General features: G+C 50.8%; 11 protein-coding genes. 10 read left to right on the top strand and 1 reads right to left on the bottom strand.

Going from position 1 to position 17,444, the window contains the following annotated elements; genetic code table 11:
* Nucleotides 1–112 precede the first annotated feature (112 nt).
* The 5 genes from Q7T66_RS13380 to Q7T66_RS13400 all read left to right on the top strand — a co-directional run bounded on the left by Q7T66_RS13380 (nt 113) and on the right by Q7T66_RS13400 (nt 6,765).
* Nucleotides 113–2,101, top strand: a complete 1,989-nt coding sequence (locus tag Q7T66_RS13380; protein ID WP_304933828.1) for a monovalent cation:proton antiporter family protein — start codon at nt 113–115, stop codon at nt 2,099–2,101.
* A gap of 181 nt (nt 2,102–2,282) precedes the next feature.
* Nucleotides 2,283–3,797, top strand: a complete 1,515-nt coding sequence (locus Q7T66_RS13385; RefSeq protein ID WP_304933829.1) for a UbiA family prenyltransferase — start codon at nt 2,283–2,285, stop codon at nt 3,795–3,797.
* Nucleotides 3,794–4,171, top strand: coding sequence for an EamA family transporter (locus Q7T66_RS13390; RefSeq protein ID WP_304933830.1), 378 nt, complete (start codon nt 3,794–3,796; stop codon nt 4,169–4,171). The genes Q7T66_RS13385 and Q7T66_RS13390 overlap by 4 nt, the downstream gene beginning before the upstream one ends.
* Nucleotides 4,172–4,180: 9 nt before the next feature.
* Nucleotides 4,181–5,707 (top strand): glycosyltransferase family 39 protein, encoded by a 1,527-nt coding sequence (locus Q7T66_RS13395; RefSeq protein WP_304933831.1) that lies wholly within the window; start codon nt 4,181–4,183, stop codon nt 5,705–5,707.
* Nucleotides 5,708–5,847: 140 nt separating this feature from the next.
* Entirely contained in the window at nt 5,848–6,765 is a 918-nt protein-coding gene (locus Q7T66_RS13400) for an AEC family transporter (protein ID WP_304933832.1), read from the top strand.
* 67 nt (nt 6,766–6,832) lie between these two features.
* On the opposite strand, the gene uvrA is transcribed toward Q7T66_RS13400, so the two are convergent.
* A complete protein-coding gene (uvrA, locus tag Q7T66_RS13405) occupies nt 6,833–9,697 on the bottom strand; it encodes an excinuclease ABC subunit UvrA (protein WP_304933833.1) in 2,865 nt (954 codons plus the stop codon).
* A 172-nt stretch (nt 9,698–9,869) separates the two neighbouring features.
* Here uvrA and Q7T66_RS13410 point away from each other — a divergent pair, with 172 nt between their 5' ends.
* The 5 genes from Q7T66_RS13410 (at nt 9,870) to Q7T66_RS13430 (ending at nt 17,377) form a co-directional block, all read left to right on the top strand.
* Nucleotides 9,870–11,063: an MFS transporter gene (locus Q7T66_RS13410; protein ID WP_304933987.1), complete on the top strand. Its 1,194-nt coding sequence runs from the start codon at nt 9,870–9,872 to the stop codon at nt 11,061–11,063.
* Nucleotides 11,064–11,077: 14 nt separating this feature from the next.
* Nucleotides 11,078–11,569, top strand: coding sequence for a single-stranded DNA-binding protein (gene ssb, locus Q7T66_RS13415; protein WP_304933834.1), 492 nt, complete (start codon nt 11,078–11,080; stop codon nt 11,567–11,569).
* 398 nt (nt 11,570–11,967) lie between these two features.
* A complete protein-coding gene (locus Q7T66_RS13420; protein WP_304933835.1) occupies nt 11,968–13,662 on the top strand; it encodes a methyl-accepting chemotaxis protein in 1,695 nt (564 codons plus the stop codon).
* 479 nt (nt 13,663–14,141) lie between these two features.
* Nucleotides 14,142–15,836, top strand: a complete 1,695-nt coding sequence (locus Q7T66_RS13425) for a bifunctional diguanylate cyclase/phosphodiesterase (RefSeq protein ID WP_304933836.1) — start codon at nt 14,142–14,144, stop codon at nt 15,834–15,836.
* A 23-nt stretch (nt 15,837–15,859) separates the two neighbouring features.
* On the top strand, nt 15,860–17,377 hold the full coding sequence (locus tag Q7T66_RS13430; RefSeq protein ID WP_304933837.1) for an HDOD domain-containing protein: 1,518 nt from the start codon (nt 15,860–15,862) through the stop codon (nt 17,375–17,377).
* Nucleotides 17,378–17,444: the final 67 nt, after the last annotated feature.

Raw genomic sequence — 17,444 nt, 5'->3', positions numbered from 1 at the left:
CGAATTCATCTGGCAAGAAGGGCTGACTAAGCAAAAAACCTGCCAGACGTACAAAAATATGTTTTGATGGTTCTGCACGTTTTTCCCGAATAACCCCAGCCGGCTTCACATTATGTTTTCCCCATTAGAACTCACGCTTCTGTTGCTTGCTGCTGCGGTATTGGGCGTGGTTGCCTTCCGCATGATGCATTTGCCGCCGATGCTGGGCTATCTAGTGGCCGGAATTCTGATCGGCCCGCACACCTTGGGTTGGGCGGAAGACAACGCAACCACGCATGCCTTGGGCGAATTCGGCGTGGTGTTCTTGATGTTCTCCATCGGCCTGGAATTCTCTCTCGCTAAATTATCATCGATGCGGCGCACCGTTTTTGGGCTTGGTATGGCGCAGGTATTGTTGACCATAGCTCTGACGATGATATTCGGCTGGCTGGTCGCGCATATCTCTACCCGCTTGAGTTCTATCAGCTGGCAAGCGGCGTTTGCAATTGGCGGCGCGCTGGCGATGTCGTCGACGGCGATTGTTTCCAAAGTGTTGACCGAACGGCTGGAACTGGAAAGCGAACACGGTCGTCGCATCATCGGCATTCTATTGTTTCAGGATTTGGCGCTAGTACCGCTGCTGATTTTGATCCCGGCACTTGCCAATCCCAAAGGCGATTTAGGTGCGACGCTTTTATGGGCGGCATTCAAAGCGGTCATCGTGTTGTTTCTGCTTTTTTTCGTCGGACATAAACTGATACGCAGCTGGTTCCGCGTCGTCGTCAAACGGCGTTCGCAAGAATTGTTCATGCTGAATCTGCTGTTGATCACCTTGGGCGCGGCCTGGATTACGGAAATGGCTGGCTTGTCGCTGGCGTTGGGCGCGTTCGTCGCCGGCATGCTGATTTCTGAAACTGAATACAAACATCAGGTGGAAGAAGACATCAAATCCTTCCGCGATGTGTTGCTGGGTTTGTTCTTCATCTCGATCGGCATGTTGCTGAATGTACGTCTGGTGATCGAGTACTGGTGGCTGATCCTGCTCTTGTTGGCTGGGCCAGTTTTGCTGAAATTCGGTCTGGTGACAATGTTGGCAAAAGGGTTTGGCGCACCAGTTGGCGTCGCCTTGCGTACAGGATTGGCACTGGCACAGGCCGGCGAGTTCGGCTTCGTGTTGTTACATCAGATCGGCAGCTTGAACTTGATCGAGCCATTGATTATTCAATTGATATTGGCGTCGATGGTGTTGTCTATGCTCGCCGCACCTGTGATTCTCGCCAAATCTGATGCCATCGTGATGAAGCTTTCATCGAACGAATGGATGATGCAATCGCTGGCTTTGACGCAGATCGCGACGCGCACGATGTCTGCGCAACAGCATGTGATTATTGCCGGCTTCGGTCGCACCGGTCAGAGTTTGGCGAAGCTGCTGGATGAAGAAGGCATTCCTTATCAAGCGCTGGATCTGGATCCTGATCGCGTGCGCGATGCGCAAGCGGCTGGCGTCAACGTCTCGTACGGCGATGCAGGTCGTCGCGAAAGTTTGGTCGCGGCCGGTGTCAATCGCGCCGCAGCTGTAGTGATTACTTTCGCCAGCACGCCGTCCGCTTTAAAAGTTTTGCATAACATGAAAGATTTGGCGCCTACGCTGCCGGTCATTGTGCGCAGCTACGACGATACGGATCTGGATAAGTTGCGTGCTGCCGGTGCGTCGGAAGTCGTGCCGGAAGCTATCGAAGGCAGCCTGATGCTGGCGTCACATGCCTTGTTGACGATGGGCGTGCCCTTGCGCCGCGTTGTCCATACGATTCAAATGGCGCGTGGTGAGCGTTACGAATCTTTGCGTGGTTTCTTCCATGGCGCGAGCGATGTGTCGGATACGGCAGAACATTTGCAAGTGCGTTTGCGCTCGGTGTTGTTGACCGACCGGGCGAACGCGCTTGGTAAAAAGCTGGGACAATTGAGCCTGGACGCGCTGGGGGCAGAAGTCACTGCATTGCGACGCAATGGTGTACGCATAGACTGGACGCCAGAAACAACGCTGCTGGCGGGCGATATTTTGGTCTTGCGCGGAGATGTCGAAGAGCTCGCGTTGGCAGAAGGCCGTTTGCTAAAAGCCTAAGTCGGCATTTGTGGTTGACGCTGGCTATGCGAAGACGGAAAATTGCCAACCTGTAATGCACTTGCAGCTATTGGTGTGCATTTATAGATACTTCGTTATGCGTGTCATTGATGAGCGCCTCTAATTATCAGCAGCGCTATTTGCAGTTCCCTGATTTTTCTCTTGTTCCCATGGTGGCGATTTGAGCGTTTCCCCCGACAGTCTTTCTCGGTCTTCATTTTCAACGCCCGATGCCGAGCGTGGAGAGGTGACGAGCGCGCCGGACTATGCTGCATTGCCACTGTATGTCGATCTAGATGGCACTCTCACCTATACCGATCTTTTGTTTGAATCGGTTTTGCTGTTGATCAAACGCAATCCTCTTTATCTTTTCCTTTGCTTCGTTTGGTTGCTGCGTGGACGTGGCAATCTCAAATTTCAAATCGCCAGGTGTGTTGAACTTGATGTGTCCTTGCTGCCATATAACGAAGCATTGCTGACTTACCTTAAGCAACAACGCGCAGCTGGTCGCCGATTGGTATTGGCAAGCGCATCCGATCGCGCGCTGGTGCAACGCGTTGCAGATCATCTCGGCATTTTCGATGCGGTATTCGGCAGCGATGAAAGCACCAATTTAAAATCCCGCGCGAAGTTGCAAGCGATCATTGCGGATTCTGGTGTCAACGGTTTTGCTTATGCCGGTAACGGTGCGGCCGATCTTCCCGTCTGGGAGAGCGCGACAGAAATTATCGTCGTCAATGCGCCGTCCGCTATCGTGGCACAAGCACAAAAAATCAAGACGCCAAGATTGATCATTCCACCGCGTCCGTTCAAGTTGCGTCTGGTGATCAAAGCCTTGCGTCTGCATCAGTGGGCAAAGAATGCTTTGCTGTTTGTGCCGCTGATGGCAGCACATGATTTGAGTATTGAGAGCTGGTTGATAACGCTGTTGGCATTCATCGCATTTGGACTGTGCGCATCGGCGACTTACGTCATCAATGATTTATTCGATCTGGCATCTGATCGCGCTCATCCGCGCAAGCAAGCTAGACCTTTTGCTGCGGCCACATTGACGATTCAATTCGGCGTCGCTCTTGTCTTGGTATTGCTGCCTTTGTCGCTGTTGCTGGCGGCGGCGATTTCATTACCGTTTTTTGGTTTGATGGTGGTGTATATCGCGGCGACATTGTTGTATTCGGCGCGTTTGAAACAGATTGCGATTGTTGATGTGCTGGTGCTTGCTTCTTTATATACGCATCGTATTCTTGCCGGCGGCTTGGTTAGCGCAGTGGTGATTTCGAATTGGCTGCTAGCCGTTTCCTTGTTCATGTTCCTGAGCCTGGCTTTGGTCAAACGTTGTGCTGAACTTGAATTCATGAGCGGCGATGGAAAAGTATCACTGGCCGGTCGCGGTTATCGCACCAGTGATTTGTCGTATTTGATTTCTATGGGCATTGCCAGTGGCTTTGTCGCGGTGATGCTGCTGGCGCTGTATGTAGATAGCCAAGTCGGTGGTGCTATGTATCCGCATGCAGAAATCCTGTGGCTGATTTTGCCGCTGATGTTGTTCTGGATCATGCGCTTGTGGCTGAAAATTTCACGCATGGAAATTCACGATGATCCGCTGCTGTTTGCGATCACCGATCGCGCCAGCTGGATCGTCGCTGCGCTGGTTGCTTGCGTTGCGTTGCTCGCATCAGTGGAGTGGATGTTATGAGTCAGATGGCAGCATTGGGATTGGCACTATTTTGCGTATGCCTGACCGCCGCGGCGCAAGTGCTGCTGAAGATGGGCATGTCGTCGCCTGCAATTCAGCATGCTATGTCGGGCGGCATACGCTCGGTTTATTGGCTGGCGTTGACCAGTCCGCTGATCTGGGGCGGCATGGTCTGTTTCGGCGCAAGCGCGGGATTATGGTTGCTGGTACTCGGCAAGCTCGACGTCAGTATGGCGTATCCATTGATTTCGCTGGGAGTCGTGCTGACGACGCTGGCGGGAATATTTATTTTGGGCGAATCGGTCAGCATTTATAAAGTGCTGGGCGTATCGCTGGTCATTGCAGGTGTGCTCGTCCTGTCGGTAAAGAATTAAGGAATTGGAATGAATTTGAATTCAACACGTTCACTGTACGCAGGTGCTGATCCGGTACGTGCGCGCCGGGTTTTCAAAGTGACGTTTGTGATCACGCTGATGGTCAAGATGTGGCTGGCAGCGTATTTTCCGATGACTGGCGATGAGGCGTTTTTCTATCAGTGGGGCGTGTTCCCGGCATGGGGTTATTCCGATCATCCGCCTATGGTGGGTTGGTTGTTGTTCGCATTGAATAGCGTTTCTGCGCATCCTTTGTCTTTACGCTTTTTCACGGTATTGATGTGGAGTTTGATTGCGCTGGGGCTGGTTGATTTGCTGCGCAGAATTTCACCGTATCAGGAAGGCGCTGCGTATCGTCTCGGCACCTTGTTCCTGCTGCTGCCGTTCACGCTGTTGTTGAATTTGGTGACGACTGATACGCCGCTGATTTTCTTTATCTTCTTGAGTGGCTACTGTTTTATTCGCAGCACGATGTCCGACAAGCTGGTTTGGGTTTTCGGCGCAGGTATCTTTCTTGGGTTTGCACTGTTGTCGAAGTACTTCGCCGGCTTGCTCGCAATTGCCTACTTCGTGTATCTGTGCCGTTCGCGTCGCGGCTGGCTCAAGCTGATCATCATTGCTGCTTGTTCTGCACCTTTGTTTGCGATCACCGTTGCCTTCAACGCGAATAATTGCTGGACCAATGTCATGTTCAACATGATCAATCGCAATGAGAACACGCAATTTTCGTTCTATACCATTGGCGAATATGTGTTGATGATGATTTACCTGATTACGCCATGGATATTCGTCAAATTGCTGCGTTCTGGCGGCATGATGATTCAGCGCGGCGCGATCGTGGTGTTGTTCGTGGTGCCGTTTGCACTGTTCCTGTTCTTGTCTATGGAAAAAACCATAGGCCTGCATTGGGTGCTGGGCTTCATGCCTTTCCTCTTTTTGTTTATCGGCACGACCACGAACGCAGACGATTTGCGCAAGTATGCAAAATGGACCGCATTGTTTTCAGTACCGCACTTCTTGTTCCTCGCAGCGATTATCTTGTTGCCGACCACGATGTGGAAGGATTACGCGTTGCACGATGACATCGTGTTTCATAAAGAAGCACAAACCATCGTCAATACATTACGTCGTGGTTTGCCAGCGGATGGCGCAATAATGGCGCGCGCTTACACACCTTCTGCTTTGTTGTCGTATCACGCGGGTGAATACTTGCCGACTTTCGGCACAGGAAAATTCCATGCGCGTCAGGATGATTTAAATGTTGATTTCAAAAAATACGCGGGCAAGACGATTCGTATTTTTGATAGACGCGCAATTGATGCAAACGAACTGACACCTTATTTTTCATCGGTGACTGTGCATACGATGCAAGCGGATGGCGTCACCTTCTGGTACGCCGATGGCAAGGATTTTAATTACGAGGTTTATCGCGAGCGCATTCTCAAAACGATTGCTGATCGCTATTACCGCATTCCATCTTTCTTGCCTGTGTACGGTTGCCAATTCCTGGAACGTTACGATATCAAGCGTCCGTAAAATAGGAGCGTCGATTCGAAAATTGCCGGTCCGCTGTAAGCCACGCATAAGCTTGTTATAGTAAGGTGATCAGAGTTAGCTATGCCGAATGGGAGCACTCCTGTTCGGCATTTTTCATTGCGGTCAACATGGTTGGATAAATGGAAATATTTGAACGCATACTCGGCATTATTCTGCCGGTTTTTATCATCATCGCGCTGGGATACGGCTACGCCCGCCTGCGCGGCGATGCTGTGCGCTCGGATATGACGGCAGTCAATCGCGTCAGCATGGATGTGTTGTGTCCCTTGCTGGTATTCACAGCGTTGGGGGCCAAGGATTTTGATCTGGCACACAACGGTATGTTGATTCTTGCCGGAGCAATAATCTCGCTAGGTTCGGGTTTGCTGGCGTGGCCGATCGCGCGCTGGTTGGGCTACGACGTACGCAGTTTTGTACCGCCCATGATGTACAACAATTGCGGCAATATGGGTTTGCCGCTGGCGATACTCGCGTTCGGAACATCCAGCCTGGGTTCTGCAGTGGCTTTGTTCATGGCTTGCAATCTGGTTTATTTTTCGGTGGGTATCAAAATCATCGAGAGCGGCCGAGATAAAAACGGCGTACGCACATCGCCATGGAAATTTCTCGCCAATCCAATGATGATCGCAATGATCGTCGGCATGGCATTCGCGATCGTCCACGTGCCTTTGCCGATGCCTTTGTTTATCGCGATGAAAATGTTGGGCGATGCCTGCATACCATTGATGTTGTTTGCACTCGGCGTACGCATGCTGGATGTGAGTTTGAAAAGCTGGAATATCGGTTTGATGGGAGCCATCGTTTGTCCTATCGCCGGTCTGGCAGTTGCGTTGTTGCTGGATCAATTCATTAGTTTGACGGCCGAGCAACGTGGACAAATGTTCTTGTTCGCATCGTTACCACCTGCCGTGTTTTGCTTCATGGTGGCCGAACAATACAAACAGGAACCGGACAAAGTCGCATCGATCGTTTTGCTGGGTAATCTGGCTGCGCTGTTATTTGTACCTGTTGGTTTGTGGATGGGACTTCCGAAATAAATTTGCAAAGATAAATAAAAAATGGCGACCCGAGGGTCGCCATTTTTGTTTTTAGCAGATACGAATTTTAAGCAGCCGATTTCTTTTGCTTAAGCAGCGGTGCCAGATACTTGCCGGTAAAGCTAGCCGGATTCTTCGCCAGATCTTCTGGCGTGCCGGCACCAATCACTTGACCGCCACCCGCGCCACCTTCCGGCCCCATATCGACTAACCAGTCAGCCGTTTTAATGACGTCCAGATTGTGTTCGATGATGACGACTGTGTTGCCTTGGTCGCGTAAGCGATGGATCACTTTCAGCAGCAAATCGATATCGTGAAAATGCAAACCGGTGGTCGGTTCATCCAGGATATACAGCGTACGGCCGGTATCGCGTTTTGATAATTCCAGCGACAGTTTGACGCGTTGTGCTTCGCCGCCCGATAGCGTTGTTGCACTTTGGCCGAGGCGGATATAGCCGAGACCGACATCCAGCAGTGTTTGCAATTTGCGCGCAATCAGTGGCACTGGTTTGAAGAAGACATGCGCTTCTTCCACCGTCATGCCGAGCACTTCGGTGATGTTCTTGCCCTTGTATTGAATCTCCAGCGTTTCGCGGTTGTAGCGATTGCCGTGGCAGACATCACACGGCACATATACGTCGGGCAAAAAGTGCATTTCGACCTTGATGACGCCATCGCCCTGGCATGCTTCGCAACGACCGCCTTTGACGTTGAATGAAAAACGTCCAGCCGAGTAGCCGCGTTCTTTCGAGGTCGGCACTGTTGCAAACAAATCGCGTATCGGTGTGAACAAGCCCGTGTAGGTTGCGGGATTCGAACGTGGTGTACGACCGATAGGCGCTTGATCGACAGAGATTACTTTGTCGAAATGTTCAAAGCCGCTGATCGATTCATGCGCTGCGGGTTCTGCTTGCGAGCCGTACAGATGACGCGACGCTGCGTGGTACAGCGTGTCGTTGACCAATGTCGATTTGCCCGAGCCCGACACACCGGTAACGCAGGTCAGCAAGCCGACTGGCAATTCCAGTGTGACGTTCTTCAGGTTGTTGCCCGTAGCTCCAGTAATCACAAATTGTTTCTTTGGATTGACTGGTGTGCGCTTCTTAGGCACGGCAATACCGAGTGTGCCGTTCAGATATTGTGCGGTCAGCGAAGTTTTGCTTTTCAGGATGTCCTTCAGCGTACCTTCGGCAATCACTTCCCCGCCATGTACGCCTGCGCCTATGCCCATGTCGACGACATAATCGGCGCAGCGAATCGCGTCTTCATCATGTTCAACGACCAGAACGCTATTGCCGATATCGCGCAAATGCTTGAGCGTTTCGATCAATCGATCGTTGTCGCGTTGATGCAAACCGATCGATGGTTCATCCAGCACATACATGACGCCGGTCAGGCCGGAACCGATTTGCGATGCAAGGCGAATGCGTTGCGCTTCGCCACCCGACAAGGTGTCGGCGCTGCGATCAAGTGATAAATAATCGAGTCCAACGTTGTTCAAAAACTTTAGGCGCGAGACGATTTCCTTGACGATGCGATCGGCGATTTCTTTCTTGGCACCGACTAGAGTCAGTGTTTCAAAAAACTCCAGCGTTTGACGTAAAGGTGTTGCCGCAACTTCGTAGATGGCGCGTTTTTGTACGCCATTACCAACCAGCACATTGCGTGCTTCAACACGCAGACGTGCGCCGTGGCAGCTTGGACATTCTTTTTCGTTGATGAATTTGGCGAGTTCTTCTTTGACTGCCATCGAATCGGTTTCGCGATAGCGGCGTTGCAGATTATTGACGACGCCTTCGAACTCATGTTCACGAATAACGGTGCGGCCTTTTTCATTCACATAACTGAACGGAATTTTTTGTTTGCCTGAGCCGAACAACACAGCTTGCTGCGCGGCTTCCGGCAGTTTTTCAAATGGCAGATCGAGATCAAAACCGTAGAATTCGGCGAGGTTCGACAGCATCTGGAAGTAAAACTGATTACGTCTGTCCCAGCCTTTGACTGCACCGCTCGCGAGAGACAAATTAGGGAAGGCGACGATGCGTTTTGGATCGAAGAATTCGATATGGCCGAGACCATCGCACTCCGGGCACGCGCCCATAGGATTGTTGAACGAGAACAAACGCGGTTCGAGTTCTTGCAGCGAGTAGCCGCAGACCGGGCAGGCGAATTTGTTGGAATACACATGTTCGACGACGCTATCCATTTCCAAAACCAATGCGCGACCTTCGGCCAGACGCAATGCGGTCTCGAAACTTTCTGCCAGACGTTGCTTGATATCGGCCTTGACCTTGACACGATCGATGACAACCGCGATCGTGTGCTTCTCTGCTTTTTTCAGTTTCGGCAGATCATCGACGTCATAAATCTTTGCGTCGCCAGTACCGCTTTGCACGCGGAAGCGTACAAAACCTTGCGCCTGCATTTGCTCGAACAGATCGACATGTTCGCCTTTGCGATTCGCGACGACTGGCGCCATGATCATCAGCTTGGTGTCTTCCGGCATGGCGAGAACGGCGTCGACCATTTGCGAAACCGATTGCGCGGCCAGCGGATTTTCCGGATGGTCGGGACAATACGGCGTGCCGACGCGTGCGTATAACAAACGCAGATAATCGTGAATCTCGGTGACTGTGCCGACCGTCGAACGCGGATTATGCGAGGTGGCTTTTTGCTCGATGGAGATCGCTGGCGACAAGCCTTCGATCAAATCGACATCGGGCTTTTCCATCAATTGCAAAAACTGGCGCGCATATGAAGACAGCGACTCGACGTAGCGGCGCTGACCTTCTGCATATAGCGTATCGAAGGCGAGCGAGGATTTGCCAGAGCCGGACAAACCGGTAATCACGATCAGTTTATTGCGTGGCAAATCCAGATTGATGTTTTTGAGGTTGTGCGTGCGCGCACCTCGGATACGAATTTCGTCCATTCACTCTTTCAGCTAGGCTTTTCCGGTGCCCCAGGCCTTTTTTGAAGGTTTGGAGCGGGTTAAAACGGGTCAACCTGCTACTATAACGGGTTTTAAAGCTGGTCGTAAAACCGCTTTACTCTATTTCCTGTTTGCCATGTCATCCAACCCTTCAAACGACGTCAGTAGCGGCATGAGCCGCGATGAAATCCGCGCCAGCACGTCGCTTGCGTCGATTTTTGGTTTGCGGATGCTGGGTCTTTTCTTGATCTTGCCGGTATTTTCAGTGCATGCAAAAGGCTTGCCTGGTGGCGACAGTGCGACCTTGGTCGGGCTGGCTTTGGGGATTTACGGCCTGACGCAATCCTTCGGGCAAATCCCGTTTGGGATCGCTTCGGATAAATACGGTCGCAAGCGTGTGATTGTGATCGGCTTGATTGTGTTTGCGCTTGGTTCATTCATTGCAGCTGCCGCAGACGATATTGTCTGGGTCATCATTGGCCGCGCGGTGCAGGGCGCAGGTGCGATTTCTGCAGCAGTGACAGCTTTCATCGCAGATTCGACCAGAGAAGAACATCGCACCAAAGCGATGGCGATGGTCGGTGGCTCCATCGGGCTAACGTTTGCTGGTTCGCTGGTAATTTCCCCTTTGTTGTATCAGGCGATTGGTATGGGCGGCATTTTTGCGCTGACCGGCATCTTGTCGGTGCTGGCGATTCTGGTGGTTATATATATAGTCCCTGCCGCGCCTGCATTGCCGCCGGGACGTTCATCAATAAGAGAAGTGTTGGCGAATAGCGAATTGATGCGCCTTAACTATGGCGTGTTTGCTTTGCATGTCACGCAAATGGCGATGTTTGTTGTGGTGCCATCTACGCTGATCAAGTTTGGTAATTTGCCGCTGGCCGAGCATTGGAAAATCTATCTACCTGTCGTGATCGCGTCTTTCATCTTCATGCTGCCGCCAATTTTCATAGGTGAAAAGCGTGGCAAGTCGAAACAGGTTTTTGTCGGCGCGATTGCTTTACTATTGCTGGTTCAGATCGGTATGTGGCTGGTGCTATCGCAAACGCAAGTGCACAGCTCGTGGTTGGTGGCGCTGTTGCTGGCATTTTTTGTTGCCTTCAATATCCTCGAAGCTAGCCAGCCTTCTTTGGTGTCGCGCATTGCGCCACCTGCCAGCAAAGGTGCAGCTTTGGGTGTCTATAACACTCTTCAAGCGCTTGGTTTGTTTTGCGGTGGCGCATTGGGCGGTTGGTTGACGCAACACCTAGGTGGCGCGTCTGTCTTTGTTTTGGGTGCAGCATTAACGGTAGCGTGGCTTATAATTGCTGCCAATATGAAAAACGTACCGCGCCGCAGCCAGGTTCAGGCTGCCGTAGTTTAATCGGAGAAAATTTAATGGCATCAGTTAATAAAGTCATCATCGTCGGCAATCTGGGTCGCGATCCTGAAACACGCTACATGCCAAACGGCGAAGCCGTGACCAATGTGGCCGTTGCCACAACGGAAAGCTGGAAAGATAAAAACAGCGGTGACAAAAAAGAAGTCACTGAATGGCATCGCATCACCTTCTATCGCAAACTGGCAGAAATCGCCGGTCAGTATTTGAAAAAAGGCTCATCGGTTTATATCGAAGGCCGTTTGCAAACACGCAAATGGACAGATAAAGACGGCGTCGAGCGCTACACCACCGAAATCATCGCCGATACGATGCAAATGTTGGGCGGCAAGCCTGGTGCTGGCGGCGGCAGTGCATCCATGGATGATGAATACGGCGGCAGTTCACCAGCGCCGCGCCAAAGTTCGGGTGGCGGTAGCAGCGCACCGCGTCCTGCAGCTAAACCTGCGGCATCCAATTTCAATGATATGGATGACGACATTCCGTTTTAATTACTGAATTTAAAAACTAGTCATCTAGTTTTATACAGAAAGCCCGGCGATCTTTTTTGGATCGTCGGGCTTTTTATTTTTTTGCACATTATTTTTATGGAAGTGCTGCGCGCATGTTGATGGCTTTTAAAGTCATTTGCACTTGATCGTGATGCATACGCCAAATATCTCTCTGAAATTAATGCCGACACGTCAATTTATTTTCTTGGTGGCAACTCAAGTTTGTAATAATTACAGTCGTTATAGAGCGACAGGCTGTAATTCGCGTGCTTGTACGAATGGATGTGATTTCTTTGTTACGAGCAATAAGGTTTAACAGTCTGTAGCGATAGTATTGTCTAGAGGTAGTCGTGGTGATTCCCTAATCACCAGTATTTAATAAATTAACAGCGAAAGAAGTGAATATGAAAAATTTAAAAATAGGCGTACGACTGGGTATCGCTTTCGCGCTGATATTGATACTGATGGGATTCATGACCGTGATGGGAATTGCAAGATTGCAGGATGTTGCGAATGCAACTTCCTTGATGGAAGAAGCGACTATCAAAGAAAGACTTTCTCAAAAATGGGTAGAGGGGATTGCGACGAATACAGTGCGCACCTTCGCGCGCGTGAACACCGATGATCCTGAGGACGCAAAAGCGCTGCAAGCAGAAATGACTGTTGTGAGCGCTGAGGTCAGCAAGGTGCAAAAAGAGTTGGAGCCGCTGATACATAGTGACGACGGTAAGAAATTGCTCGCTTTGGTGGTGGACCAACGTAAAACATATAGCGCGATCCGCGACGCAACTTTCAAACTGAAAGAAGAAAAAGGCGAAGGTCCTGAGTTGAAGACGATGATCGATACCAAGATGGCTCCTGTTGCGAAGAGCTACATTCAATCGGTCAGAGATGTAGCGGACTTCCAGGAAAAAATTTTTGCGGACTCCAAAAAACAAGTTGATGCAATTTATGAAGCCGGTCGCAATTTGCTGATCGTGCTCGGCATTATTGCGACAGCGTTGGGCGTGATGCTGGCATTCTTCCTCACTCGCAGTATTACCAAGCCGTTGGACTACGCCGTGAATGTGGCGCGCATTGTTGCTTCCGGCGATTTGCGTAGCCAAATTGTGGTTGATTCGAAGGATGAAACCGGACAATTGCTGCAGGCTCTGAAGGACATGAACGATAGTCTGGTCAATAGTGTTAGCCAGGTTCGCACCGGCATTGATACGATTGCGACCGCCGCCAACGAGATTGCATCCGGCAATCTGGATTTGTCTTCGCGTACAGAAGAGCAAGCAAGTTCGCTGGAAGAAACCGCATCGTCGATGGAAGAGTTGACCTCTACCGTCAAGCAAAATGCAGACAACGCACGCCAGGCTAATCAATTGGCAGTAACGGCTTCTAGTGTTGCGGTGAAAGGCGGCGCAGTGGTATCGCAAGTGGTTGACACGATGGATGGCATCAATGCATCGGCCAAGAAAATTGTCGACATCATTGGCGTGATTGATGGCATCGCATTCCAAACCAATATTCTCGCGTTGAATGCGGCAGTTGAAGCGGCGCGTGCTGGCGAACAGGGTCGCGGTTTTGCAGTGGTCGCATCGGAAGTGCGCAGTTTGGCGCAACGCTCAGCAGCTGCCGCGAAAGAAATCAAAACATTGATCGACGATTCAGTCAGCAAAGCCGACACAGGTAGCCGTCTGGTAGCAGAAGCCGGTACGACCATGGTGGAAGTGGTCGATAGCGTCCGACACGTCACCGATATCATGTCCGAGATCATGGCCGCGAGCCAGGAACAAAGTGCCGGTATCGAGCAAGTGAATCAAGCGATTTCGCAAATGGATCAAGTGACGCAACAAAATGCGGCCTTGGTAGAAGAAGCTGCCGCAGCAGCGGAATCCTTGAATGAGCAAGCAGGTCGTTTGGCACAAGCAGTCAGCGTCTTTAAACTTGATGGCTTGAAGAGTAGTTCCTCAGCCGCCGCGCCGCAAAGAGTTGCACCTGCTGCAAAAGCGCCACCTAAACGTCAGGTTGCCACGGCGCCGACACCCAAGAAAATCACTAATGAACCCCGCGCTGGCGGATCTGACGATTGGGAAGAATTTTAAGTATTGATAGTTTTGTAAAAGCCCGCTGCGTAAGCGGGCTTTTTTACCTCAGCAGGAACTATAGCTTTTGTGAGCGAACATCCAAATTGCCTATTTGTGTATTCAGCAGAGTTGCTAAATCGGGCCAGTTTTCCCAATTTGAAGGCTTGCCACCATTGGCCTTACGTAGAGTTTTATTTTTAAAGTTGAAATTTCGTTTAGGAAATGTTGTTATTTAACACCCATTTTTGATGCCACTAATAGCAAGCCGCATGAAAACAGTGCAAATGTGATTTTTTATTTTTTTAACTGCAATCTTTTCTATTCATTTCTTTTTTGCTGCATTAAGATTTGAAGCTTAATGTAATGTAATTTTACAATTTGATTGGCGGAATTTATCAATTGAAATTATTGTTTAAAAGCATTTTTGTTATAAAAACAATTAATGAAAAGCGCAAAGTCATTTGCTTAACCTTAGTCAAACCCTAGCCGCCTTCAGTATGTTGCCAAAGCGTAACGACACTCAGAGTACCCAGCTCGCCAGTTTGATGGAGGTCGCTGGGGAGGTTGTGCTGCGCCTCAACACGCGCGGCGAAATTCTGTTTGCCAGTGCACGTGCGGCCGAGGCACTCGGTCACGACATTCAACTACTTGGTAGAAACCTGTTTGAGATGGTGCGCCTGTCTGATCGGCACGCGATCGAAGCCGCATTCCGTCAAACTGTGCAATCCCTTGAAGTCACACGCGTTAGTGTGCGAATGTCGACGCAGGCTTCAGTACTGTGGTTCGAGCTGCAAATGATTGCCTACTCAACCGAAACAACCGAGCTGGAAGTGGTGGTGGTTGGGCGCGATATTTCCAGTCAGCAGAAAACCGAAGAACGTCTGCGCCACATGGCCACGCACGACGAACTGACCAATTTACCGAATAGAACATTGCTCGCAGATCGATTGCGCATGACAATCGCGCAATCGCGTCGCACCAATATCGGCTTTACTGTCATTGCGCTGGATCTCGATGGCTTCAAAAAAGTAAACGATGCCTTGGGTCATCCGGTCGGTGACGCATTGCTGCGTATTGCCGCGAAACGTTTGCGCGAAACCTTGCGCGATGTCGATACGTTGGCGCGCGTAGGCGGTGATGAATTTGTCGCCGTATTGCCAGGCGCAGTCGATGAAGTCGAAATTCAAAACGTTGCACGTCGCATGATTTCAGCCATCCAATTGCCGTTTGAAATCAATGGCAATGCCTTGTATGTGAGCACATCAATTGGTGCCGCGGTTTATCCGATACATGGCGATAGCGAAGTGAAATTGCTGGCGCACGCCGATACCGCGATGTACCGCGCGAAGGAAACCGGCAAAGCACGCTGCATCGTTTATAACGAAGCTGCTTTCAACCACATTGAACATGATGTGTCGATGGAAGCCGCGATGTTTGAAGCCGTCAGAAATGGCGAATTCCTGCTGCACTATCAACCTATCGTTGATGCGCGCACCCGCCAGATCATGGGCTTCGAAGCATTGATGCGCTGGATGCGTCCTGATATCGGGTTGGTGCCGCCTAGTCAGTTCATCGCGATGGCAGAAGACAATGGCTTGATCAATTTGCTGGGCGCATGGGCTTTGAAATCAGCTTGTGTGCAACTCAAACGTTTTGAAGAAGTCGCTGGCCGCAAGCTCTATGTCTCGGTCAATGTCAGTCCGCGCCAATTCCGCAATGATCAGTTTCTTAAAATGATGGACGACGCGCTCAAGTTGTCGGGTGTGAAAGGCGATCAGCTTTTGCTTGAGATCACCGAAGGCATTTTGATGTCCGATCCTGAGCATGCAGAACAACTTCTGACAAAAATCGCATCGCGTGGTGTTCGCATTGCGATCGATGACTTCGGTACCGGTTATTCATCGCTGATTTATTTGAAGCGCTTTCCGATTGCGGCGCTCAAGATTGATCGCACCTTTATCAAGGATTTGCCGAACTCCATCAAGGATGCGGCGATCTGCAACGTTATTTTGAGTTTGGCGAGTCACTTGAGTTTACTGACCGTTGCGGAAGGCGTAGAAAACGAACAGCAATTGGAATTTTTATCTGAACAAGGTTGTTCTCTGATTCAAGGTTTTCATACCGGTTTTCCTGAGTTGCCGGCGACCTTGATCGATATTTTGAAAGCAGATGCCGCTGCACTGCAACACTAATCTGCTACGCACAAGATCAACTCATGACAACACAACCTAGCCCCGCTTCGTTAGCCGACAAAACACTGGAGCTCCTGTGGGCACAGGTGCGCCAACGCGGCGACATGCCTGGTTTTTCCAAAGTCGTAACAGCGATTGTCGGCGCCATGCACGGCGATGACGATCGTGAATTCAACATGACCAGAACCGTGTTGTCCGATCCGACGCTGACACAACGCGTGTTGCGTCTGGCAAATAGCGCGATGTATTCCGCGTTCGGACAAGGTATCAACACAGTTTCAAAAGCAGTGATTGTGCTGGGCACTGAAACCATCGGACATTTGGCGTTGGGCTTGAAGCTGATCGATGGATTGGCTGCGGCATCGACAGGGACTTCGAATACGCGCAACGAAATGGGCCGGGCTGTATTGGCAGGACAGATCGCGCGACAAGTTGCTTCTTCATCGACGCAGCGCGATACGGAAGAAGCCGTTGTTTGCTCCATCCTGCATTCCCTTGGCCGACTGATGGTGACGTTCTATCTGCCTGAACAATGGACGCAAGTGCAGGCTCTGGTTGTACAAAAAAATATTCCAGAAAGTGACGCGACGCGAGAAGTCCTCGGTCTGGGGCTGGACGAAGTTGGTCGTGCGATAGGCAAGCGTTGGGGTTTGCCAAGTGGTCTGGTTGAAAGTTTGAAAGACATACCGCCGCGAACTGAACTTGATAATTCAGAAGAACCGTTAGGTCATTCTGATTGGTTGGCAGCAGTGTCCACCATGTCAACACGCTGCGCCGGCGTATTGAGCGTGGATGGCGATGCGGTACTCGCTGATTTGACGATCATCGCGGAGAACTATGCGGACATGCTTGGTCTGGATCCAGCGTTTGTCATGCAAGCGATAGAAGATGCGCAGAAAGTTGCTGCCAACGAGATCTTGCTGGAAAGCGAAGATGCCACCGCTAGCAATGAGAAAAAACAATCGGCACTACCATTCGGCAAGCCGGTCGATTCGATACAGATTCTGCAGCGCGGCGTCGGCGATATGGGTGGCGGCACGACGGCCAGCAATAACACCGGGCAGTTGATGACGGTAGCGTTGGAAACGGTTTATCAAGGCTTGGGCTTGGGGCGTGCCATTGCATTTTTACGCAATCATGATGAAGGAAAATATGTCGCGCGCATGTCGTTTGGCGAAGGCGCAGAAGAGTTGTTGCCGCGCTTGCGATTCAATGATGCGTATCAGCCTGACGTGTTTCACGCTGCGCTCGCCAACGACAAAATGATTTTTGTTGAAGATGCGCAAGCACCGGGCTTCATCAATAAATTGCCGCGCTGGTGGCGTGATGAGTTGAGCACTTCACGTAGATTTCTGATCTTGCCGCTGATGCTGAATTTTCATCCGGTTGGATTTATATACGGCGACTGGCCTCTGGATTTGCCGTCAGTAGGCATTGCTCCGAATGAGGCTGTTCTATTGGATGAGTTGCGCGCACTGATGGTCAAGGCGATCGAACGTCGCTGTCATTCCGAGCCATCATGGGCACGCGCAATGCAATGACGCGTTATAACTGATTCAGTCAAACGGGTGCGATGTCTGCGCCCGTTTGCGATTCTTGTGGTCCAAT

The sequence above is a fragment of the Herminiimonas sp. genome (assembly GCF_030655415.1).
Note: the sequence above shows the minus strand (reverse complement) of the source record. Positions and strands in the feature narration are given on the sequence as shown.